This is a genomic window from Streptomyces sp. SPB074 (assembly GCF_000154905.1).
Lineage (GTDB): Bacteria > Actinomycetota > Actinomycetes > Streptomycetales > Streptomycetaceae > Streptomyces.
The window spans coordinates 2,557,614-2,578,862 of the sequence record NZ_GG770539.1 but is presented as its reverse complement, the minus strand read 5'-3'; the positions used below and the strand labels follow the sequence as shown (position 1 = coordinate 2,578,862).

Sequence of the window (21,249 nt, the reverse complement as noted above, 5' to 3'; positions counted from 1 at the left end):
CAGGATGCCGCCGGTGCCGCGTGCCGAGGCCGTGCCGACGTGGGTGGTCAGCAGCGGGCCGGTGGCGAGGCCGGGCGCCTTGTCGTCGTCGCCCATGAGGGCGCCGCCGGTCACGAGCGCCCCGGCCAGCGCGGCGGCGGCCAGGGGGAGGACGAGGACGGGGCGGCGCCACCAGGCGGGGCGCGGGCCGCCGGGGGCGGAAGTCCGCGGCGTGGAAGGGGTGTTCCGCTCGGTGTCGGCGTGGATGCGGGCCATGAGGCGCTCCTTGTGGAACTCGTGTCGTCCCGGCGGGAGGTCCCTCTCGACGGGGGACGGCAGGCCCTCGACGCGCGGTCCTTCGGCCGGGTGCCGCTCAGGCGTGGCGTTCATCGGGTTCCTCTCCGTGCGAACCGGGGTGTGTGGTCGCCTCTTGTCTGTCGGGTGGGCGGCGCGAGTTCCCCCGTACGGGAGGAAAGTTCGGCGTCGGTGCGGGCGGCGAGCCGTTTGCGGGCGCGCGCGAGCCGGGAGCGGACGGTGCCGAGCGGGATGCCGAGGGCCGCCGCCGCCTCCGCGTAGCTCAGGTTCTCCCACAGGCACAGCACGAGGACCTCGCGCTCCGGGCGCTTGAGGGTGCCGAGCGCGGTGAGCATGGCCGCGATGCGGCGCCTGTCGTCCACCTGCCCGGCGATGTGCTCGGCGGGGTCGGGGACGGTGAGGGCGGCCGGTCCCGCCGCCGCGGCGGCCGAGGCGGCGGCACGGTAACGGCGGTTGGTGCGGCGGTGGTTGCGGGCCGCGTTCGTCGCGATGCCGAGCAGCCAGGGGCGCAGCGAGCCCCCCTCGGGCGTGACCTTCGCGCGCAGCCGCCAGGCGAGGGCGAAGGTCTCGGCCATCACGTCCTCGGCCAGGGCCCAGTCGGCGGTCAGGCGGAAGGCGTGGTTGTACACGGAACGCGCGTACGTCTCGTACAACTCGGCGAAGGCGTCGGGATCGCCGTCCCGGATGCGGGTTCTCACGTCGGTGGTCACTCCTGGGAACTGTCCGGCACGGGACACCGGGTTCCCGTGACGTACGTCACACCGGAGGGTGGCGGCGGAGGGTGGCGGGCGGTGCGGCTGAAGAGCGTTTCAGGTCGTTTCAGGTCTGCTTCAGGGCGGGTGGGGAAGATGGCTTCTGTCCGTGTCGATGGGTGATGCGGTATTCGTCTTCTTCGTCCGGAGGTGTGCTGTGAGGCGTACGTCGTCCGTTGCCGGTGCTGTCGCTGTCGTCGTGCTGGCCGGTGGGGCCCTGGCCGGGTGCGGTGACGACGGGGGGTCCTCGGGCGGGGGCGGCTCCGCCTCCCGTACGCCCACGAGCGGGAGCGCGGGTACGAGTACGGATGCGGGGGCCTCTCCCACGAGTGCGAGCCCCTCCTCCGGCGGCACGTCCACGCTGCCGCCCCGGAAGGGGACCGGGTCCGACGCGGAGGAGCACCGGGCCGAGGCGAAGGCCGCCGCGCTGCTGCCCGCGCCGGAGGCGACCTCCAAGGCCCTCGCGCACACCCCCGGCAAGGTCGTCTCGGCGCAGATCGACGACGACGCGCGGGACCGGCTGATCTGGGAGTTCGAGATCCTCGCGAAGGACGGCACGCTCCAGGCCGTCAACGTGAACCCGGCAGGCGGCGCCATCCTCTCCTCGCACCGGGAACGGGGCGAGGACGACGACCTCGCGCGCGGCAAGCGCCTGCTCAAGGACGGGGTCACGGACGCCACCGCGGCCGCGAAGGCCGCCGCCGCGAAGGGCACCGTCGTCTCCGTCACGCTCAAGCCGGAGAACGGCGGGCACTGGAGCGTCGAGACCGGGCCCCGGGACCGCGACTGGACGGTGCCGCTGAACTCCGTGACGGTGAGCCCGGAGCGGAACGACTGAGCAGGAGCGGGTACGGGGAACGGCGACGACCACGACCACGGGGACGGGTAACGGGGACGGATCGGCGCGGGATTTTACGTTCGGGGCGCTCCGTCCCCCGTACCGCCCCCGTCCCCTCCCTCACTCCGCGTCCTTGTGGAACTTCGCCGTCGCCCAGAAGTAGCCCAGGACCGTGAGGCCGAGGCACCAGGCGACCGCGAGCCGGCCGTCGGCACCGATCTCCGTGCCGAGGAGCAGTCCGCGCAGCGTCTCGATCGCCGGGGTGAAGGGCTGGTACTCGGCGACCGGCCTGATCCAGCCCGGCATCCCGTCGAGCGGCACGAACGCGCTCGACAGGAGGGGCAGGAGGATCAGCGGCGTCGCGGTGTTGCTCGCCGCCTCCGCGTTCGGGCTGATCAGGCCCATGCCGACGGCGATCCAGGTGAGCGCCGTCGCGAAGAGCACGAGCAGCCCGAGCGCCGCGAGCCACTCCACCGGGCTCGCTCCCGTCGAGCGGAACCCGATCGCCGTCGCCGACGAGCCCGACCAGCACGACGCTGGCGACGGACTGGAGTACGCCGTTGACGACGTGCCCGACGATCACCGCGCCCCGGTGCACCGGCATCGTGCGGAATCGCGCGACGATCCCCTCGCTCATGTCAGTCGCCACCGAGACGGCGGTCCCCATGACCGTCGCCCCGATCGTCATGAGCAGCAGACCGGGCGTCAGGTACGCGATGTAGGCGGAGCGGTCCGCGCCACCGCCGCCGATGCCCGCGCTCATCGTGTCGCCGAAGACGCACACGAAGAGGAGCAGCAGCATGATCGGGGTGAGGAGGAGGTTGAGGGTGAGGGAGGGATAGCGGCGGGCGTGGAGGAGGTTGCGGCGGAGCATCGTGAGGGCGTCGCGGAGGGCGAAGCCGCCGGTGGAGGCGGGGCGCGTGGTGGCAGCGGCGGGAGGCGCGGGGGCGGCGGGGGCGGCCATCGGGAGGTCTCCTTCGTGGGTGCGGGTGCGGGTGCGGGTGCGGGTGCGGGTGTGGGTGTGGGTGTGGGTGCGGGTGCGGGTGCGGTGGTGGCTTCGGTGCTGGGGCTCGGCGCGGGGAGGGCGGGGCCTTCGGTCACGGCGAAGAAGACGTCATCCAGGTCCGGGGTGTGCACGGTGAGTTCGGCCGCCTCCGCGCCGCTCGCGTCGAGCCGGCCGAGGAGTGTGCGCAGGGCGCGTTGGCTGCCGTCGCCGGGGATCCGCAACGTCAGCGTCGCCTCGTCCCCGGTGGCACCGGGGAGCGCCGCGGCGGCCGAGGCGAACGCCGCCGGGTCTGTGAAGCGCAGCCGTACGTGCCCGCCCGGGACGAGCCGTTTCAGCTCCTCCGCCGAGCCCTCCGCCGCGATCCGGCCCTCGTGCAGCACCGCGATCCGGTCCGCCAGTCCGTCGGCCTCCTCCAGGTACTGCGTGGTGAGGAAGACGGTCGTGCCGTTCCGGACGAGGCCCCGCACGAGCTGCCACATCGCGTGGCGCGAGCGCGGGTCGAGGCCGGTCGTGGGCTCGTCCAGGAACAGGATGCGCGGGCCGCCGACGAGCGTCATGGCCAGGTCCAGGCGGCGCTTCATGCCGCCGGAGTACGTGGACGCGGGCTTGCGCGCCGCCGCCGTCAGGTCGAACCGCTCCAGCAACTCCGCCGTCACGGTGCGGCGTTCGCGCTTTCCGAGGTGGTGCAGGTCCGCCATCAGGAGCATGTTCTCCTCGCCCGTGATCAGCCCGTCCACGGCGAAGAACTGACCCGTCACGCCGATCGCGGCGCGTACCGCCTGCGGCTCCCGGGCCAGGTCGTGCCGCCGACGGTGAGCGGGCCGGAACCGGCGTCCGGCGCGACGAGCGTGGAGAGAATCCGCACTGTCGTGGTCTTGCCCGCGCCGTTCGGGCCGAGCAGCGCGAAGACGGTGCCCTCGGGGACGGCGATGTCGATTCCCGCGAGGACGGGTTTGTCGCCGTAGGTCTTGCGCAGCGCCGTGGCGGAGATGGCGGGGGCGGCCGGGGTGGCGGGGCGGGCGGAGCCGGTGGACACGGCGGGGGCGGTGGGCGGCTCGGGCCGGGGGTCAGGGGGCTCGTGGGTGGTCATCGCGGTGGGCTCCTTGGGAGGTGTGCGACGTGGCGGGTTGAGCGGGGCGAGCGGGGTGGAGGCGGTGCGGGCCGGGTGCCGGGTGCCGGGTGCCGGGTGCGGGCTGCCGGGCACCCGGTGCTGGCCGTCCGTCAGAGGGCGTGGGCCGTGATGTCCCCGTGCGCGGTCGTGGCGTGCAGGTGGAGGGCCGGGCGGGCGGCGTTGACGAGGGAGTTGCGGATACGGCCGGCCGGGGTCTCCGCGTCGAGCGCGGCGGCGGCGCCCGGGGCCGCGCCGACCTCGATGTCCCCGCTGTCGGTGCGGAGCGTGATCTCGCCCCGTACCGCCTCCGCGACGCGGATCGTGCCCCGGCGGGTGCGCAGCGCGGGGGCCGCCGAGCCTGCCGATCGTGAGGTCGCCGTCCTGGACGGTGAGGCGGGCCCCGGCCGCCTCGTCGAGCTTGACGGCGGCCCGCTGTCCCTCGACGGTCACGTTCCCGAGCCGCCCGACCCCGCGCAGCACGGCGTCCGCCGCCCGCGCCTCCAGGTGGGAGCCGCCGGGCACGTGGACCGTGATCTCGACCGCGCCGGAGGGGCCGGTGAGGCGGTGCCGGGCCGGGGCGGGCGCGGTCCGGACCGCGCCGTCCGCGTACGTGACCTCGAAGGTTTCGGCGGCCTTCACGTCGCGGCTCCTGCCCGGGTCGGCCGGGCGGACCTCCGCTTTCGCGTCGGCGCGGTCGGTGGCGATCACCTGGAGGCGGCCCGAGGGGATCTCGACGGTGAGGGTGAAGGTGGCGGTGTGCGTGGGGGTGTGCGTGGACTCGGTCATGGGAGTGTCCGTTCTCACCGGTTGGTGTTTGCGATGTGTGAAACGCTACGTTGCGTTCGCGGAAGCGGCAACGCCCGTTTCGTAGACGCGCGCTGTATTTGCAGGCCAGAAACGGGAATGCGTTGCAACGGTGCCGCGTTCAACGCAACGCGCGGCGCTCTCGCTCGTTGCAATGAACTGCGGTGAAAGCTACTCTTGCCCCCGGCGGGGACGGGTGGCGCGCGGATACGGCGCACGGATGAGGAGCGGTGGTCGGGGTGCCCGGAGGCAGGCTCACGCAGCAGGAGCGCAAGCGCATCGCGCAGGGACTCGGTGACGATCTCGCCTACGCCGAGATCGCCCGGCTCATCGGCCGGCCGACCTCCACCGTCACGCGCGAGGTCCTGCGCAACGGCGGCCCCGCCGCGTACCGCGCCGAACGCGCCCAGCGCGCCACCGAGCGGCGCTCCCGGCGCCGCACCGCCCCCGCGGCGCCCGGCGAACGGCCCGCGCGGCACGGCGCGGAGGGACGCGACGCGCGGGAGTCCGGCCCGGGCGGGCGGGACCCGGAGGCGGTGCGCGCGTACGAGGAGACGCTGACCCAGGTCTTCCTCACCTCCGGCCTGCCCCGGATGGCGGCCCGGGTGCAGGCCGCCCTCGCGCTCACCGACTCCGGCGGCCTCACCGCCGCGGAACTGGTCGGCAGGCTCGGCATCAGCCCGGCCTCCGTCTCCAAGGCGGTCGCCTTCATGGAGGGGCAGGGGCTCGTCCGCCGCGAGACGGAGGGCCGCCGCGAGCGCTACGTGATCGACAACGGCGTCTGGTACGAGTCGATCATCGCCAGCATCCGTTCCAACGACCTCATCGTCGCCGCCGCGCGCGAAGGCGTCCGTGTCCTCGGCGCCGGGACCCCGGCCGCGATCCGCCTGGAGAACACCGCCCGCTTCCTCGACTTCCTCTCGGACGCCCTGCGCCGGGCGGCGGAGGAAGCGCGCGACGTGCTCTACGTGGGGCTTGAGGAGGGGACGCCTCACCGCGAGGAGGCGTGAGCGGCCGCTGCCGGGGAGGGAGCCCGGCCGGGACGCGAACCCGGCCGGGACGCGAACCCGGCCGGGACGCGAACCCGGCCGGGACGGGAACCCGCCGGAGCCGGTACCTTGCCGGAGCTGGTACCTTGCCACGCATGGAACCTGGCGGAGCAAGTGACGGACACGGGGGAGCGGGTGACGCCGCCCCGGGGAAGGCGGAGAGCCAGCTCCGCAAGGGGGTCCTGGAGTACTGCGTGCTCGCCCTGCTGCGGGACGGCCCCAAGTACGGCGTCGAACTCCTCGGCGCCCTCCAGGAGACCGGCACCCTCGCGACCAGCCAGGGCACCGTCTACCCGCTGCTCTCGCGGCTGCGGCGCGACGCGCTCGTCGCCACGACCTGGCGCGAGTCCACGTCCGGGCCGCCCCGCAGGTACTACGAACTCACCGCCACCGGTCACCGCGCCCTCGCGGACTTCGCCGCGATCTGGCCCCGCTTCCGCGACGCCGTCGACCACCTCCTCACCCCGGGCGGCCCGCACCCGGACACCGAAAGGGATGCCCGAGAAGACCGATGACACCCTCGTGCGCGACTACCTCGCGGCCGTCGCGCGCGAGGGCGCGCTGCTGCCCCCGGACGTCCGCCAGGAGCTGATGGCCGACCTCGGCGAGCACATAGAGGTCGCCCTCGCCCAGCGCCCCGGCAGCGTGCGCGAGATCCTCGCCGAGGTGGGCGACCCCCGCGCCATCGCCGCGACGGCGATGCAGGAGCTGGGGCACGGGGCGGGGGACGGGGCCGCGGACGGGCGAGGCACGGGTCCCGGCCCGGACCGGGGCCTCGGCGCCGGGGCGGGCTCCCGCGACCGGGCGGGCTTCGGCGGTGGAGACGGCTTCGGCGCGCACGCGCACGCGGGCGGGCAGCGGGGTGCCGCGGCCGGTGGACCGCGAGGCGGCACCTGGAACAGCGGCGCCGCGTGGGTCGGGGCTCCCGGGTCCCCCGGTGTCCCCGGCGCGGCCGTGCCCCGGGGGCGGCGGCGTTCGCCCGCCGAAGTGCCGCTCGTGCTGCTGCTCCTGGCCGACGTGCTGCCGTACGTGGGCACCATGCGGCTCTTCTCCCTCGTCTCCTTCGCGCTCCTCGTCACCGCCCTCGTCATGGTCTGCCGCTCGCGGCACTGGGACCGGGGCCAGAAGTGGGTCGGCCTGACGGCCACGCTCATCGTCCCGACCCTCGCGCACATCGCCTGGTGGACGTACTTCGTCCACCCCGACGACGCCGCCGCGCCCGAGGCGGCACGCTGGACGCTCGTCGTCCTCCTCTTCCTCGTCGCCGCCGCCGGCTGCGCCTGGCTGTGGAGGAAGCGGCGCGTCTGAGCGCCACCCGCCCCGCGCTCCCGTGTCACATCCCAGGGCGCTGCCCCGTCAAGAAGGTGAGACACGGAGCGAACCGTCCGGAAGGGGACCGTGGTGAAGGTGCTTGTGGTGGGAGCCGGTTACGCCGGGACGCTGGCGGCGAACCGCCTGCTCAAGAAGGTGAGGGGGGCCGAGGTCACGGTCCTCAACCCGCGTGCGGAGTTCGTCGAGCGGGTGCGGCTGCACCAGCGCGTCGCGGGGAGTGCCGAGGCCGCCAGGCCGCTGCGGTCGATGCTGCGCGACGGCATCGAGGTCCGGGTGGGGGAGGCCGAGAAGGTGGGCGAGGGGAGCCTCGTGCTCGCCGGGGGCGGCACACTCCCGTACGACCATCTCTTCCTCGCCGTCGGAAGCACCGCGCGGCCCCTGCCCGGGACCGTCCCCGTGGGGACGTGGGAGGGCGCCGGGCGGGCCCGCGCCGCGCTGGCCGCGCTGCCCGCCGGGGCGCGCGTCACCGTCGCCGGGGGCGGCGCGACCGGCGTCGAGACCGCGACCGAGGTCGCCGAACAGCGCCCCGACCTGCGGGTACGGCTCGTGGGGGAGCGGATCGCCGACATGCTCTCGGGGAAGGCCAGGGCCCGCGCGCTCGCCGCGCTCGGCCGCCTGCGCGTCGAACTCGTCGAGGACGTCGTGACCGGGGCCGGAGCGGCGGAGGTCCGGTTGCGCGCGGGCGGCGCGCTGCCCGCGGACCTCGTGCTGTGGGCGGTCGTCTCGGGGGTGCCGCCGCTCGCCGCAGACAGCGGGCTCGACAGCGGGCTCGACGTGGACGCGGCGGGCCGGGCCGTCGTGGACCCGTACCTGCGCGGCGTCAGCGACGGGCGGATCTTCGCCGTGGGCGACTGCGCCGCCGTGCCGGGCGCGCGCTTCGGCTGCCAGACCGCCGGGCCGCAGGCCGCGCACGCCGTGGACGTCCTCGCGCGGCTCGTCGCGGGCCGTGAGCCGAAGCCGTACCCGCTGCGTTACGTGGGCCGTTGCGTGAGCCTCGGCCGCGCGGACGCCGTCATGCAGTTCACGCACCTCGACGACTCCCTGCGGACCGCGCGCCTCGGGGGACGGACGGGCGCGCGGGCCAAGGAACTCATCGTGCGGGCGGCGGCCTTCGGCTCGCGGAAGGGGTTCAGCGGCTGAGCGCGGCCCGGCCGCCCGGTGCGGGCGTTCCCGCGCCCGGGGCGGGAAGGTCCCGTAAGGTCGGGTTCGTGCCCCTCAACGACACGGACCTGGCCGCGCTCCTCGCCCCCGCCGGGCTGCGCTTCCTCGCCCGCGTACGCGGCGAGCCGGCCATGCCGCCGCTGCCCGAGGGCGGGGCCGCGTCCGCCGTGTCCGCGCAGGGGCGGCACGACGCGCGCGCCCAGGAGGTCGCCACGGCCGGCGCCCCGGACCTCGCCGACAGGCTCAACGCCGGTTGGTTCCGGATGGCCAAGGAGTTCCGGCTCCTGGACGCGGAGGACGGGTTCGTCATCGGCGTGGACTACGCGGGCACCCGCCGCGAGCGCTTCGAGGAGACGCACCGGGGATGGGCACGTGTCCGGCTCGGCGAGGAATGGGACTTCGTGCGCAGCGAGGTGGAGCAGTTCAGGAGCACCGTGGCCGGGCTCTTCACCGAACGGTACGTGCCGGAGTTCACCGCCCTCGCCGAGGACGGCCACCTCCTCCTGCGCACGACCGTGTGGGGCGACGGCACGGTGAGCACCCTGGCGATCCGGTCACCGCGCGCGCGGTGAGCGCCGCGCCGGGCGGGCTCCTTCGCCGGTCCTCCCGGTTACGGTGATCACTGACCCCGCCGGGCCCCGCGCGCACGGGCCCGGTGTCGCCCCCGTCCCGTACGAGGTGACCGCCATGAGCGAACGCCAGCCCTTCTCCTCGACCCCCGCCGCGGCCCACCCGGCCCGCGTCTACAACGTCTGGCTCGGCGGCAAGGACCACTACCCGGTGGACCAGGAGGCCGCCGAACTGGCCGCCCGCGCGAACCCCGGCATCGTGCCCTCGGTCCGCGCCAACCGCGCCTTCCTCGGCCGCGCCGTCGAGTATCTGGCCGCGCGGGGCGTCCGGCAGTTCCTCGACATCGGCACGGGCATCCCCGCCGCCGACAACACGCACGAGGTCGCCCAGCGCGTCGCGCCCTCCTCGCGGATCGTCTACGTGGACAACGACCCCGTCGTCCTCGCGCACGCCCGCGCGCTCCTCGTCAGCTCCCCCGAGGGCGCCACCGACTACGTGCAGGCCGACCTGCGCGAGCCGGAGAAGATCCTCGAAGAGGCCGCTCGCACGCTCGACTTCGCCGAGCCGGTGGGGCTCATGCTCATCGCGGTGCTCCAGTACCTGCGCGATGCCGAGGACCCCTGGGACGTCGTGCGGCGGCTCCTCGAACCGCTCGCGCCCGGCAGCTTCCTGGTGCTCTCGCACCCCGCGAGCGACATCGGCGCCGACGAGGTCGCCGCGTCCATGCGCGTCTACAACGAGCGCGCAGCCGACCACGCCGCGGCCACCCCCCGTACCCGCGAGCGGGTGGGCGAGTTCACCGCCGGGCTCGACCTCCTCGATCCCGGTGTCGTCCCCCTCAACCGCTGGCACCCGCGCGAGGGCGACGTCCCCGACGACAGCCTGCCGATGTGGTGTGCGGTGGCACGCAAGGAGGAGTGAGGGCGCGGGCGGCGCCGGTTCAGCCGACCCGTACCAGCTCGCCGCGCTCCAGCGCCGTCCACACCGCGCCGTCCGGGCCTGTCGTGATGCCGTGCGGCTCCGGCGCCTCGCCCGGGAGCGGTTCGTACGCGAGCATTGTCCCGTCCGGGGCGAGGGCGCAGACCCGGCCCGTTCCCCAGGCCGTGCACCACACGGTGCCGTCCGGCGCGACCGTGACCGCGTGCGGGCGGGCCGTCTCGCGGTCCGGGAGCGGGTGTTCCGTGATCCGGCCGTCCGGGGCGAGGCGGGCGAGCGCCCCGGCGGCCTTCACGTCGCGGCTCCTGCCCGGGTCGGCCGGGCGGACTCTCGGTGAACCACAGCGCGCCGTCGGGGCCCGTCGCGATCCCGTACGGGCCCGAGTCCGCCGTGGGCGGCGCGTACTCCCGCACCTCGCCGTCCCCCGGGATCCGGCCGACGCGGCCCGAGCCGTTGAGGGTGAACCACAGCGCCGCGTCCGGGCCCGCGGTGAGGACGGTCGGGCGGCTGTCCGGCGCGAGGGCGTAGCTCGTGAGCCCGCCGCCGCCCGGCACGAAGCGGCCGATCCGGCCGCCCCCGGCGTACGTGAACCACAGCGCCCCGCCGCCCGGCCCCGGTCCGGTCGTGAGGGAGTACGGGCCGGTGCCGCCCGAGGAGACGTGTAGGCGGTGAACTGCGGGCGGCGCGGCATGAAGTCCTCCGGGTGGGGCGAGGGGGGCGAGCGTACATCGCCCGAACGTTTCACCCCCTTCCCGCGTCTCAGCCTCAGCCGGGGAGTGGAGGGTGGGGGAATGGCCGCAGGGCGTGGGCTCGGACGGGGCGGGGGCGCGGCCCCGGACGACGCCGTGGACGTGGACGTGTCGCGGGTGCGCGCCGTGCTCGTGCTCGGGGGTGTGCCGTGGGGGGAGCTGGACGACGGGGTGCAGGAGGTACGGCTCAAGCTCCTCGAACAGCGGGCCGATCCGGGGCGGCCCGGGATACGGAACCCCTCCGCGTGGAGCGGTGTCGTCGCGGCGCGCGTGGCCGTGGACCGGCACCGGGCCGGGGCGCGCGAGGACGGCCTGCGCGCGCGGCTCGCGGCGCGCTGGGCGCGGCCCGAGGCCGTCCGGCCGCTCGACGAGGACCGCACCCTCGCGCTCACCGTCGCGGACGCCCTCGCGCGCCTCACGCCGGACCAGCGGCACCTGCTCGTGCTCCGCTTCTACGTGGACCTGCCCGTCGCCGCGATCGCGCGCGAACTCGGCGTCCCCGAAGGCACGGTGAAGAGCCGGCTGCACGCGGCCACCGCCCGGATGCGGGCCCTGTTGAGCGAGACGGAGGGGGATTCCGGTGACCGGACCGGCTGACGACGACCAGAGGCGCTCCCCCGAGACCGGGGCCACCGCCCACGAGGAGGCCCGCCTCCGCCACGCCTTCGCCCTGATCGCGGCGGAGTGCGGCGACGCGGAGGCGGCCTCGGGGGCGGAGTCCGGGGCGGGGGTGGAGTCCGGGGCGGACGCGGAGTCCGGGGCGGAGACGCGCTCCCGCCCGGACTCGGGCTCCCGTGCGGCCACCGCCCCCCGCGTGGCCGCCGCCTCCCGTCCCATCCCGCCTCGCCTCCTCCGCTCGCCCCGCTTCTCCCGGGCCGCCCGGCGCCGCGCCCGTGCGATCGGCTCCGGCCTCGTCGCGCTCGCCGCGTGCGTCACGCTCTTCACCGTCGTGGCCCGCACCGGCGGCGGCGACGCCGACAGCGGCGGTGGCGCGGCGGCGAGGACCGTGCGGCGCTGCGAGGCGTACCGCGCGGTCGTGCGGGGCGAGTTGACCGCCGTGCGCGCCCTGCCGGACGGGCGGGTACGTGTCACCGTCCGCGTGAGCGACTGGCTGCGGCCCCCGAACGGCGGGCCGACCGCGCGCTTCGACGTGCCCGCACCCGCCGGGGCCGCGTACGAGGCGGGTCAGCGCGTCCTCGTGGAGATCCCGCTCCAGCGGGACGCCCCGCCGCGCCTCACGACGGGGCGGGGGGACACGGAGCGGCGGCTGCGGGTGCTCCGCTGCGGCTGAGGGCGTTCAGGGCGCCGTCACGATCTGCCCGGCGTAGGAGAGGCCGCCGCCGAAGCCGAAGAGGAGCGCGGGGGCGCCCGCCGGGACGCGGCCCTGGTCGAGCAGTTTGGAGAAGGCCAGTGGCACGCTCGCGGCCGAGGTGTTCCCCGACTCGGTCACGTCGGTCGCGACGACGGCGCCGCTCGCGCCGAGCTTCGCGGCGATCGGCTCGATGATGCGCAGGTTCGCCTGGTGCAGGACGACGGCCCCCAGCTCGCTCGGCAGCACGCCCGCCCGGTCGCACACCTTCCGTACGAGGGCGGGGAGTTCGGTGGTGGCCCAGCGGAACACCGTCTGGCCCTCCTGCGCGAAGCGCGGGGGCGCGCCCTCGATGCGCACCGCCGGTCCCTTGTCGGGGAAGGAGCCCCAGACCACGGGGCTGATCCCGGGCCGCGCGGAGGGCTCGACCACGGCCGCGGCGGCCGCGTCGCCCACGAGGATGCAGCTCGACCGGTCCGTCCAGTCCGTGACCGCGGAGAACTTCTCGGACCCGATGACGAGAGCACGCCCCGCGGAGCCGGTGCGCGGCGCCTGGTCGGCGAGGGCGAGCGCGTGGCTGAAGCCCGAGCAGGCGGCGTTGACGTCCTTCGCCGCCGGGTGCGGGATGCCGAGACGGGCCGCCGTGCGCGCGGCCATGCTCGGCGCGCGGTCCTCGGCGGTGCAGGTCGCCACGAGGACGAGATCGATGTCCGCCGGGTCGGTGCCCGCGTGCGCCAGGGCCTTCTCGGCCGCCGCCGCGGCCATCGAGTCGACGGTCTCGTCCTCGGCCGCGATGTGCCGGGTGCGGATACCGACCCGGGAACGTATCCACGCGTCGTTCGTGTCGACCCGTTCCGCGAGCTCCTGGTCGGTGAGGACGCGGGAGGGCTGGTAGTGCCCGAGAGCGGTGATGCGGGTGCCGTTCATGGCGGTGCCTCCGAGGGCGGGACGGGAACGGGGCGGGGCGCGGGGCGCGGTCAGGGGACGCGCCGTCCCAGGTACGTGTCGAGCGAGGCCTCCAGCCCCGCCGGGCCCGCGCCCGCCCCGCTCTCGTCGTCCACCCACGCGAGGTAGCCGTCGGGGCGCAGGAGCGCGGCGCACAGCGGCAGGGGCGCCTCGCTCGTCGCGGGGACCACGTCCACGACCTCGTCCCAGGGCGCGAGCGCCTTGCGCAGCGCGTCCTCCGCCTCGTGGCCGAGGACGAGCAGGACGAGGCGCCCGGGGCGCGGCAGCCGGGCCACGCTCGTGGGCCGCCGCTCCACGGTGAGCGGCAGGTTGGGAAGGAAGAGCCCGGTCAGCGGGGACTGCGTGGGCGAGCGCGGCAGCCGCACGTCCTGGTCGCTGATCATGTCGCCGAGGTGGCGGCTGACGTCCGGGAGGCGCAGGAGCCGGGTGAACAGCTCGCGCAGCGGGTCGTGCGTGTCCCCGGGGGTCATGAGCGCGAGCTGGGCCTGCGTGTTGGCGATCGTGCGGGCCGCCGGGGGCCGCCGCTCGGCGGTGTAGCTGTCGAGCAGCCAGGGGCTGGGCCAGCCGCGCAGGCGCAGGGCCAGCTTCCAGGCCAGGTTGACGGCGTCCTGGATGCCGAGGTTGAGGCCCTGGCCGCCGACCGGGAAGTGGACGTGGGCGGCGTCGCCCGCGAGGAGGACCCGCCCCGAGCGGTAGGTGTGGGTGAGCCGGGCGTAGTCGCTGAACCGGTCCAGGAAGCGCGCGTCGCGCATGGGGATGTCGCGGCCCGCGATGCGCGAGACCGTGGCGCGCAGCTCTTCGAGCGTGAGCGGGGTGCGCCGGTCGGCGTGCGGCCCGGAGAAGTCGAAGGCGGCGACGCGGCTGGGCCCGTACGGGTTGGGGCCGATGACCGTCCAGCCGCGCGGGGTCGGGGTCCAGCCCGCCGGCGCGCCGAAGGGGTCGTCCAGCTCGACGAGGCCGAGCACGGCCGCCGTACGGGGCGGGTGTTCCTCGCTCGTCACCTCGGACGCCTCGCGCACGAGGCTGCGGGCGCCGTCCGCGCCGATGACCCAGGAGGCGCGCAGCGTACGGGGCGGGGCGCCGTCCGCGCACGACGCTAGCTACCCGCCGAACCGGGCCCGTCCGCCCGGCCCCCGTGCGCCCCGGAGCCGTCCGCGCCGTTCACCCCGTCCCCCCGCAGCGCCGTGACCCGGTGGCCGCGCAGGACGGTCGCCCCGCGTTCCACCGCGACGCGCTCGAAGAGCCGTTCCAGGTCGCCCTGGGCCCGGCCCACGATCGGTTCGCCCTCCACGGCGGGGCCCGTGATGGTGAGCCCGGGCAGTCCCGCGAAGTGGAAGGCGTCGGCCTGCTCGGATTCCAGGAGCGCGGTGGTCGGCTCGGGGCCTTCGAGGTAGCCGCGCCGCCGCAGCGACTGCGCGGTGCGGGCGTGGAGCGTCCCGGCCTTCGGTACGTCGAGCGTCCGGGTGTTCCGCTCGATCACGGCGACGGCGATGCCGTGGTGGGCCAGTTCGGCGGCGAGGAGCATCCCCACGGGGCCGCCGCCGACGACGGCGACCTCGTAGGAGAGCGAGGGGGACGGGGCGGAGGTCACGGAGTGCTCACCTGGCCCCTTCGGCCCGGTCGCCGCCGCGCGCGAGCGAGACGACGAGCAGGCCCAGCAGCAGGCAGACCCCGGCCATGACCCACAGCAGGACGTGGAAGGCGTCGTCGTAGGCGGAGGCGCCCGAGCCGGAGCCGTCCGACAGGAGCGAGGCGAGCACGGAGCCGAACACCGCGACGGCGATGGCCTCGCTGCCGAGCCGCAGCGTGTTGATGAAGCCCGCGGCCATCCCGGCCTTCGCCGGCTCGACCATCGCGAGCGCCTGACCGTCGACGAGACCGGCGGACAGGCCCATGCCCGCGCCGGTCACGAGCATCGCGGGCGCCATGACCGCGAGCGAGGTGTCCGGGCCGAGGACCAGCAGCGCGAGGTCCCCGACGACGAGGCACAGCAGCGAGGCGAAGACGACGGCGAGCGGCGAGGTGCCGCGCTCCACGAGCTTGGCGCCCACCATCGGCAGGACCAGCACCGGGATCGTGAGCAGGAGCATCGTCGTACCGGCGGCCGAGGCGCTGTAGCCGGCGACGGTCGAGAGGTACGAGGGCAGGTAGGTGAGCTGGGTGACGAAGCCGAAGGAGGCGGCGACCGGCACCAGCGTGTAGGCGATGAAGCGGCGGCCCCGGATGACGGAGAGGTCCAGGAGCGGTGCAGCGGTCCGCTTGGCGAGCGCCCCGAAGGCGGCGAACAGGACGAGCGAGCCGAGCAGCAGGCCGAGCGTCCCGGCCGAGGTCCAGCCCCACGCCGAGCCCTGCACGATGGCGTAGGTCAGCGCCGCCATGGCGAGGACGAAGACGGCCGCGCCGCGCACGTCCAGGCGGCCGCCGCCGACGGACTCCCGCACGCCGCGCGCGATGACCGGGACGCAGGCGAGCACGACGGCCAGGACGATCGCCTGGAGCCCGAAGATCCAGCGCCAGCCGAGCGCGTCCACGGCCGGTCCCGAGACCGTCGGGCCGAGGGCCACGCCGACGCCCGCGACGGTGCCGAAGAGCGCGAACGCCTTGGCCCGGGCCGGTCCTTCGAAGGCCGAGGACAGGATCGCGCTGCCGCAGGCGAAGATCGCGGCGCCGCCGAGCCCGGCCAGCGCGCGGGCCCCGTCGAGCACGTACACGTTGGGGGCGAGCGCGCAGGCCAGCGAGGCGAGCGCGAAGAGGGCGGCGCCGATGGCGAAGGCCCGGATGCGGCCGATGAGGTCGGCGAGGCTGCCCCACACGAGGGTGAAGCAGGCGAAGGCGAGGTTGAAGGCGTTGACGACCCACTGGAGCGAGGCCGAGCCCTGCGCTGCCCCGGTCCCGGCGCCGATGTCGGGGAGCGCGACGGCCGTCCCCGAGATCGAGGTCGGGACGACGCAGACCGCGAGCAGCACGGCGATCAGGGTCAGCTTCCCGGGCCCTGCCGGGGCTTCCTTGAGCGGTTCGGGGGGCGCCTGCGCGGGGCGGGTCGGGTCGGCGGTGGGTGAGGCCACGGAGAGCTCCGGAGGTGAGGCGGGGACGGTACGACCGAGGTTCGGTCTTTATCGAACCTCAGCCAGGCATGTACGCAAGGTCCCACGCGAGTAGTACCTTGGATCGGAACGTATGGTTTTCAACTTCGTCCCCCGGAGGCGTACTCATGCCTGATGCCGAAGGCCACCCGAGCGTCGAGGAGTTCGACTTCCAGACGGTGCTCAAGGCGCTCTCCGACCCGCTGCGCTACCACGTCGTCGCGACCCTCGTCCGGCAGCCGCGGGACATCGAGCGCACCTGTACGTCCTTCGGCCTGCCCGTGGGCAAGTCGACGCGTACGCACCACTTCCGCATCCTGCGCGAGGCCGGACTCGTCCGGCAGGTGGACCGGGGCAACAGCCGCAGCGCCCGGTTGCGCCGCGAGGACATCGAGAGCCGCTTCCCCGGGCTGCTGCGGCTGGTCGCCGAGAACGCCCCGCTGCCGGAGGACGCCGCGCTCGGCGGTCAGACCCCGCTCGCCGGGGACGCCGTGCTCGCCGGGGACGCCGCGCTGCCGGGAGCGGAGGGGCTCCCGGCAGCGTGACGGCCCCGGCGCGGCGTCCCCCGAAAGGGCGAGGGCCCGGGTGCTACCAGCGCACCGGGAGCGTCACCGGGCGGCGCAGGATGACGCCGCTGTCCCAGGAGAGCGTCGCCGGGTCGGCGTCGAGCGTCAGCCCGGGGAACTCCGCCGCGAGCGTCGTGAGCACCTCGGCGATCTCCATGCGCGCGAGCGCCGCGCCCATGCAGTGGTGCATCCCGTAGCCGAACTGGAGGTGCCGCTTGCCGGTACGGTCCGGGTCGACGCGCAGCGGCTCGGGGAAGACCCCGGGGTCGCGGTTGGCCGCGAAGGCGTCCGGGTAGACCACGTCCCCCGCCTCGATCACGCCCTCGCTCAGCTCCACCCGGCCGCCCGCGATCCGGGGGAAGGCCGAGATGTTGCCGAGCGGGATGAGCCGTATCAGCTCGTCCACGAGCCGCGGCGCGAGGGCGGGCTCCGCCGCGAGCCGCTGCCACAGCTCCGGGCGGCACAGCAGCACGTAGGCGATCTTGGACGCGACCGACAGGATGTTCTGGTCCGCCCCGAGGACGGAGCCGAGCAGGATGCCGACGAGTTCGGCGTCCTCCAGCGGCGGTTCCACCGAGTCGCGCGCGGCGAGGAAGCGGTCGATCACGCCGCCCTCGATCCTCGGCCGCGCGCCGGTGACCAGCTCCGTGAGGTACGTGTACAGCTCGGTGAAATCGGCGACGAGCCCCGGCACGTCCTCGTGCGAGGCGACCTGCACCGTGTGCCCGAGCGGGCGGTAGTAGGCGATGTCGGCGTCCGGGATGCCGAGGAAGCGCCCGTTCACCTCGGCGGGCAGCGTGTCGAGCACCGTCGCGTACAGGTCGGGACGCGCCTCCTGCCGCAGCCGCTCGGCCTTGGCCGCGACCAGTTCCCTGACCACGGGCCGCAGCCGCTCGACCCCGGCGACGCTGTAGTCCGCGTTGACGAAGCCCCGCATCCGGGCGTGGTCGGGCGCGTCGAGGTTGAGCAGCAGTTCCTTCGGCATGATCGTCGGCAGGAAGCTGGGCCCGCCCTCGACATTGGTCGCGGTGCGCCCGAACGACGGGTCCGTCAGGACCCGGTGCACGTCGGCGTAGCGCGTCAGGTGGACGGCGGTGTGCCCGCTCGGCAGCTCGATGAGGGGGAACCCGCCGCGGTGGCGCGCGGCGAGCGGGACGAAGGTCAAGACCGGGTCGAGGTTCGGGATGCCGTCGATACTCGGCTGCGGGGGCGCGGACGTGGCCATGGAGCGCTTCTGTGGGGGTGACGTGGAAAATCGGTTCACTGGGAATGCGGTGGGAGGCGGGGCGGCGTGCCGGGTCAGGGCAGCCTGCACAGGCGGATGCCGGTGACCGCGCTCAGCTCGCGCAGCGCCTGCGCGGTGTCCCGGAAGTGGACGGCCGTCCAGCCGGCCTCCTCGGCGGCCCGGCAGTTCTCCGCCAGGTCGTCCACGAGGACGCAGTCCGAGGCGCCCGCCGCCGCCGTGCGCTGGGCGAGGGCGTAGATCGCCGGTTCGGGCTTGCGGACGCCGTGCAGGCAGGAGTCCACGACGAAGTCCAGCTCGCCCGCGGGCTCGATGACGGCCCGCCAGTACGGCTCCCACTCGCGGACGTTGTTCGACAGGACGCCGACCCGGAAACCGGCCTCGCCCAGCCGCCGTGCCGCCTCCGCGACCGGGGCGTTGACCTCGACGCCCCCGAACCACTGCCGGCCGAAGGCGTCCCACCGGGCGCGGGACTGGTCGAGTCCCGGCCAGCGCCGCCGCAGCGCCGCAGCGAGCAGCGCGGTCCACTCCGCCTCCGGCATCGTGCCGGACTCGATGGGCGCGAGCGGCGGCACACCGAGGTCCCGCCCCACGTCCTCCATCGCGAGGCGTAGTTGCTCCGGGCCGATGCCCGTCTTCTTCTCGAAGGCGCGGAAGAGTTCGCCGAGCGGCGGCGAGAGGACACCGCCGAAGTCGAACCACACCACCATGTCCGAGGCCCGCCCGCGGGCCTCGCCCGTCGTGCCGGTGCTCACGCGTGCACCAGCCCCGTCTCCCGCTCCGCGAGGGCGGGGACCAGCGAACGCCCCAGGCGCCCCCGGGCCGTCGCCGCGATCCGGTCCTCCTGGACCAGTTCCAGGTCCACGGACACGCCGCTCTCGTCGCCCGCCCCGACCCGCGCCCGGCAGTCCGTGGGCAGTTCGAACTCCGCCACCCGGACGAACCGGGTCTCGATCTCCTCCAGGAAGAGGCCGCGCGGGGCCAGCCCGTGCACCTCGCTCGCGGCGTAGAGGGCGGTCTGCCGGAACGCCTCGAACATCACGGCCCCCGAGATGTGGTCGAGCGGGTGGTCGAAGAGGCCGAGGTGCCCCTGGTCCACGACCACGTGCCCGACGACCGCGGTGCCCTCGCCGGTGGTCCCGCCGACGGTGGCGCCCGTGAGGACGACGTTCTGCGGGGAGCGCCGGCCCACCAGGTAGCCGGGCAGCCGCTGCCCCGTGAAGCGGGCGCGCGGGGTCAGGTCGAGGGCGGAGCGGCTGCGCTCGCGGAGCTTCCCCCAGATCTGGCGCGGCATCCAGCGGCATTCGAGCACGGCCTCGGCGGCCGGGCTCCCCTCGATGTCGAGGCGCGCCACGTACGTGGCGCCGACGGGCCTGCCCGCGCGCTCCTTCGTCTCCCGCACCTGGAAGTCCACCGTGGCGCGGGCGGGGCGGGCCCTGATGGTCAGTGCTTCGGCGCACAGAATCCGCAGCGTCGCGGAGTCGAACACGAAGCTCGAATCGGCCGGCGCGCCCACGTACGCGTGCGCCGTGAGGATGCCGCACTGCCGCAGCACCTCCATGAGGAGCAGCGGGTCGTACTTGGCGGGCGTGGCCGTGTGGTCGTTGTAGTAGTCGTTTTCCCGTCCGTCTCCGGGCCTCGCGCGCACCCGGCGCCCGAGGTCCGTCCCCGGCTTCCCGCGCCCGGTCCCCGGTCGCCATTGACTAGGGCTATTCAGGAGTGGAGTATGTGAATCAATCGAGTCACAGGAGGCAGCCCATGTCCGGTCCCCGCCCCGTCCGCGCCCCTCGCGGCACCGAGCTGAGTACCCTCGGCTGGCAGCAGGAGGCCGCGCTGCGGATGCTCCAGAACAACCTGGACCCGGAGGTCGCCGAGCACCCGGACGAACTCGTCGTCTACGGCGGCTCCGGCAAGGCGGCCCGCGACTGGAACTCCTTCGACGCGATGATCCGCACGCTGCGCACCCTCAAGAACGACGAGACGATGCTCGTGCAGTCGGGCCGCCCCGTCGGCGTCATGCGCACGCACGAGTGGGCCCCCCGCGTCCTCATCGCCAACTCCAACCTCGTCGGCGACTGGGCGAACTGGGAGGAGTTCCGCCGCCTGGAGGAGCTGGGCCTCACCATGTACGGCCAGATGACGGCCGGTTCGTGGATCTACATCGGCACCCAGGGCATCCTCCAGGGCACCTACGAGACCTTCTCCGCCGTCGCCGCGAAGAAGTTCGGCGGTACCCTCGCCGGGACCATCACCCTCACCGCCGGGCTCGGCGGCATGGGCGGCGCCCAGCCGCTCGCCGTGACGATGAACGACGGCGTCGCGCTCTGTATCGACTGCGACCCGCGCGCCATCGAGCGCCGCATCGAGCACCGCTACCTCGACGTGAAGGCCGACAGCGTCGCCCACGCCCTGGAACTGGCCACCGCCGCGCGCGACCGCCGCGAACCCCTCTCCATCGGCCTGCTCGGCAACGCCGCCGAGATCGTCCCCCAGCTCCTCGCCGACGGCGCCCCCATCGACATCGTCACCGACCAGACCTCGGCCCACGACCCGCTCGCCTACCTCCCCCTCGGCGTGGACTTCGCCGACATGGCCGCGTACGCGAAGAGGAAGCCCGCCGAGTTCACGACCCGCGCGCGCGAGGCGATGGCGAAGCACGTCGAGGCCATGGTCGGCTTCCAGGACGCGGGCGCCGAGGTCTTCGACTACGGCAACTCGATCCGGGGCGAGGCCCAGCTCGCAGGGTACGAGCGCGCCTTCGCCTTCCCCGGCTTCGTCCCCGCCTACATCCGCCCGCTCTTCTGCGAGGGCAAGGGCCCCTTCCGCTGGGCCGCGCTCTCCGGCGAGGCGAGCGACATCCACAAGACCGACCAGGCGCTCCTCGACCTCTTCCCCGAGAACGAGTCGCTGCACCGCTGGATCAAGATGGCGCAGGAACGCGTCCACTTCCAGGGCCTCCCGGCCCGTATCTGCTGGCTCGGCCAGGGCGAACGCGACAAGGCCGGGGCGCGCTTCAACGAGATGGTCGCCTCGGGCGAGCTCCAGGCCCCCATCGTCATCGGCCGCGACCACCTCGACACCGGCTCCGTCGCCTCCCCGTACCGCGAGACCGAGGCCATGAAGGACGGCTCGGACGCCATCGCGGACTGGCCGCTGCTCAACGCGATGGTCAACGTCGCCTCCGGGGCCTCCTGGGTCTCGATCCACCACGGCGGCGGCGTCGGCATGGGCCGCTCGCTCCACGCCGGTCAGGTCACGGTCGCCGACGGCACCCCGCTCGCCGCCGAGAAGATCCGCCGTGTCCTCACCAACGACCCCGGCATGGGCGTCATCCGGCACGTGGACGCCGGGTACGAGGAGGCCGAGGCCGTCGCCGAGGCGAAGGGCGTCCGCATCCCGATGCGCGAGGGCGACGCGCGCGAGGGCGGCGCCGCGTGAGCGCGCCCACCCCGCGCGGCGCCACGGCCGGGGCGCCCCCCG

The 21,249-nt window shown here is 74.9% G+C and carries 20 protein-coding genes and 5 pseudogenes; 11 read left to right on the top strand and 14 right to left on the bottom strand.

The genetic code is table 11. The features are described from left to right. Together SSBG_RS10455 and SSBG_RS10450 are read right to left on the bottom strand one after the other, a co-directional pair. Positions 1-369: pseudogene (locus SSBG_RS10455) on the bottom strand (hypothetical protein); the annotation flags it as partial. Beyond that, on the bottom strand, positions 366-1,004 hold the full coding sequence (locus SSBG_RS10450) for an RNA polymerase sigma factor (protein WP_037869428.1): 639 nt from the start codon (positions 1,002-1,004) through the stop codon (positions 366-368). The pseudogene SSBG_RS10455 and the gene SSBG_RS10450, both read right to left, overlap by 4 nt. A 241-nt stretch (positions 1,005-1,245) precedes the next feature. Here SSBG_RS10450 and SSBG_RS10445 point away from each other — a divergent pair, with 241 nt between their 5' ends. Then, positions 1,246-1,884, top strand: coding sequence for a PepSY domain-containing protein (locus SSBG_RS10445; protein WP_037869426.1), 639 nt, complete (start codon positions 1,246-1,248; stop codon positions 1,882-1,884). 120 nt (positions 1,885-2,004) lie between these two features. Here the strand turns inward: SSBG_RS10445 and SSBG_RS10440 are convergent. The 3 pseudogenes from SSBG_RS10440 to SSBG_RS10430 form a co-directional block, all read right to left on the bottom strand. Next, a pseudogene (locus tag SSBG_RS10440) lies at positions 2,005-2,758 on the bottom strand (ABC transporter permease). Between the two features lie 182 nt (positions 2,759-2,940). Then, positions 2,941-3,980: pseudogene (locus tag SSBG_RS10435) on the bottom strand (ATP-binding cassette domain-containing protein); the annotation flags it as partial. A gap of 131 nt (positions 3,981-4,111) precedes the next feature. Next, a pseudogene (locus SSBG_RS10430) lies at positions 4,112-4,787 on the bottom strand (DUF4097 family beta strand repeat-containing protein). Positions 4,788-5,044: 257 nt separating this feature from the next. Between SSBG_RS10430 and SSBG_RS35425 the strand changes: the two are divergent. From SSBG_RS35425 to SSBG_RS10400, 6 genes are all read left to right on the top strand, one after another. After that, positions 5,045-5,815: a GbsR/MarR family transcriptional regulator gene (locus tag SSBG_RS35425; RefSeq protein WP_008746122.1), complete on the top strand. Its 771-nt coding sequence runs from the start codon at positions 5,045-5,047 to the stop codon at positions 5,813-5,815. Between the two features lie 134 nt (positions 5,816-5,949). Continuing rightward, positions 5,950-6,369 (top strand): PadR family transcriptional regulator, encoded by a 420-nt coding sequence (locus SSBG_RS10420; RefSeq protein WP_086023046.1) that lies wholly within the window; start codon positions 5,950-5,952, stop codon positions 6,367-6,369. Then, on the top strand, positions 6,350-7,162 hold the full coding sequence (locus tag SSBG_RS10415) for an HAAS signaling domain-containing protein (RefSeq protein ID WP_008746120.1): 813 nt from the start codon (positions 6,350-6,352) through the stop codon (positions 7,160-7,162). Before SSBG_RS10420 ends, SSBG_RS10415 begins: the two co-directional genes overlap by 20 nt. Before the next feature lie 93 nt (positions 7,163-7,255). Next, positions 7,256-8,326, top strand: a complete 1,071-nt coding sequence (locus SSBG_RS10410; protein ID WP_037871312.1) for an NAD(P)/FAD-dependent oxidoreductase — start codon at positions 7,256-7,258, stop codon at positions 8,324-8,326. A 68-nt stretch (positions 8,327-8,394) separates the two neighbouring features. Beyond that, positions 8,395-8,919, top strand: coding sequence for a hypothetical protein (locus SSBG_RS10405; RefSeq protein ID WP_008746118.1), 525 nt, complete (start codon positions 8,395-8,397; stop codon positions 8,917-8,919). A gap of 115 nt (positions 8,920-9,034) precedes the next feature. Further along, on the top strand, positions 9,035-9,838 hold the full coding sequence (locus SSBG_RS10400; RefSeq protein WP_037871311.1) for an SAM-dependent methyltransferase: 804 nt from the start codon (positions 9,035-9,037) through the stop codon (positions 9,836-9,838). Positions 9,839-9,857: 19 nt separating this feature from the next. Here the strand turns inward: SSBG_RS10400 and SSBG_RS34475 are convergent, their stop codons facing one another. Next, positions 9,858-10,148 (bottom strand): hypothetical protein, encoded by a 291-nt coding sequence (locus SSBG_RS34475; RefSeq protein WP_234010462.1) that lies wholly within the window; start codon positions 10,146-10,148, stop codon positions 9,858-9,860. 79 nt (positions 10,149-10,227) lie between these two features. Further along, positions 10,228-10,779, bottom strand: a pseudogene (locus tag SSBG_RS36090) (virginiamycin B lyase family protein); the annotation flags it as partial. On the opposite strand from SSBG_RS36090, the gene SSBG_RS10390 reads away from it, so the two are divergent. Continuing rightward, positions 10,699-11,199: an RNA polymerase sigma factor gene (locus SSBG_RS10390; protein ID WP_078491464.1), complete on the top strand. Its 501-nt coding sequence runs from the start codon at positions 10,699-10,701 to the stop codon at positions 11,197-11,199. The pseudogene SSBG_RS36090 and the gene SSBG_RS10390 overlap by 81 nt on opposite strands. Beyond that, a complete protein-coding gene (locus SSBG_RS10385) occupies positions 11,183-11,893 on the top strand; it encodes a hypothetical protein (RefSeq protein ID WP_008746114.1) in 711 nt (236 codons plus the stop codon). Before SSBG_RS10390 ends, SSBG_RS10385 begins: the two co-directional genes overlap by 17 nt. Before the next feature lie 6 nt (positions 11,894-11,899). On the opposite strand, the gene SSBG_RS10380 is transcribed toward SSBG_RS10385, so the two are convergent. The 4 genes from SSBG_RS10380 to SSBG_RS10370 form a co-directional block, all read right to left on the bottom strand. Then, on the bottom strand, positions 11,900-12,838 hold the full coding sequence (locus tag SSBG_RS10380; RefSeq protein ID WP_008746113.1) for a beta-ketoacyl-ACP synthase III: 939 nt from the start codon (positions 12,836-12,838) through the stop codon (positions 11,900-11,902). A gap of 50 nt (positions 12,839-12,888) precedes the next feature. Next, on the bottom strand, positions 12,889-13,896 hold the full coding sequence (locus tag SSBG_RS10375) for an FAD-dependent monooxygenase (protein ID WP_267880260.1): 1,008 nt from the start codon (positions 13,894-13,896) through the stop codon (positions 12,889-12,891). Between the two features lie 77 nt (positions 13,897-13,973). After that, positions 13,974-14,468: an FAD-dependent monooxygenase gene (locus SSBG_RS35420; RefSeq protein WP_267880259.1), complete on the bottom strand. Its 495-nt coding sequence runs from the start codon at positions 14,466-14,468 to the stop codon at positions 13,974-13,976. A 7-nt stretch (positions 14,469-14,475) separates the two neighbouring features. Continuing rightward, positions 14,476-15,942: an MFS transporter gene (locus SSBG_RS10370; RefSeq protein ID WP_008746112.1), complete on the bottom strand. Its 1,467-nt coding sequence runs from the start codon at positions 15,940-15,942 to the stop codon at positions 14,476-14,478. Positions 15,943-16,088: 146 nt separating this feature from the next. On the opposite strand from SSBG_RS10370, the gene SSBG_RS10365 reads away from it, so the two are divergent. Further along, positions 16,089-16,505, top strand: coding sequence for an ArsR/SmtB family transcription factor (locus SSBG_RS10365; protein WP_008746111.1), 417 nt, complete (start codon positions 16,089-16,091; stop codon positions 16,503-16,505). Positions 16,506-16,548: 43 nt separating this feature from the next. On the opposite strand, the gene SSBG_RS10360 is transcribed toward SSBG_RS10365, so the two are convergent. The 3 genes from SSBG_RS10360 to SSBG_RS10350 form a co-directional block, all read right to left on the bottom strand. Continuing rightward, positions 16,549-17,751 carry a cytochrome P450 gene (locus tag SSBG_RS10360; protein ID WP_008746110.1) on the bottom strand — a complete coding sequence of 401 codons (1,203 nt, stop codon included), beginning with the start codon at positions 17,749-17,751 and terminating at the stop codon, positions 16,549-16,551. A gap of 74 nt (positions 17,752-17,825) precedes the next feature. Next, positions 17,826-18,524, bottom strand: coding sequence for an HAD family hydrolase (locus SSBG_RS10355; RefSeq protein ID WP_008746109.1), 699 nt, complete (start codon positions 18,522-18,524; stop codon positions 17,826-17,828). Further along, a complete protein-coding gene (locus tag SSBG_RS10350; protein WP_008746108.1) occupies positions 18,521-19,417 on the bottom strand; it encodes an AfsA-related hotdog domain-containing protein in 897 nt (298 codons plus the stop codon). Before SSBG_RS10350 ends, SSBG_RS10355 begins: the two co-directional genes overlap by 4 nt. Before the next feature lie 110 nt (positions 19,418-19,527). Here SSBG_RS10350 and hutU point away from each other — a divergent pair, with 110 nt between their 5' ends. Next, positions 19,528-21,207: a urocanate hydratase gene (hutU, locus tag SSBG_RS10345; protein ID WP_008746107.1), complete on the top strand. Its 1,680-nt coding sequence runs from the start codon at positions 19,528-19,530 to the stop codon at positions 21,205-21,207. Positions 21,208-21,249 lie beyond the last annotated feature (42 nt).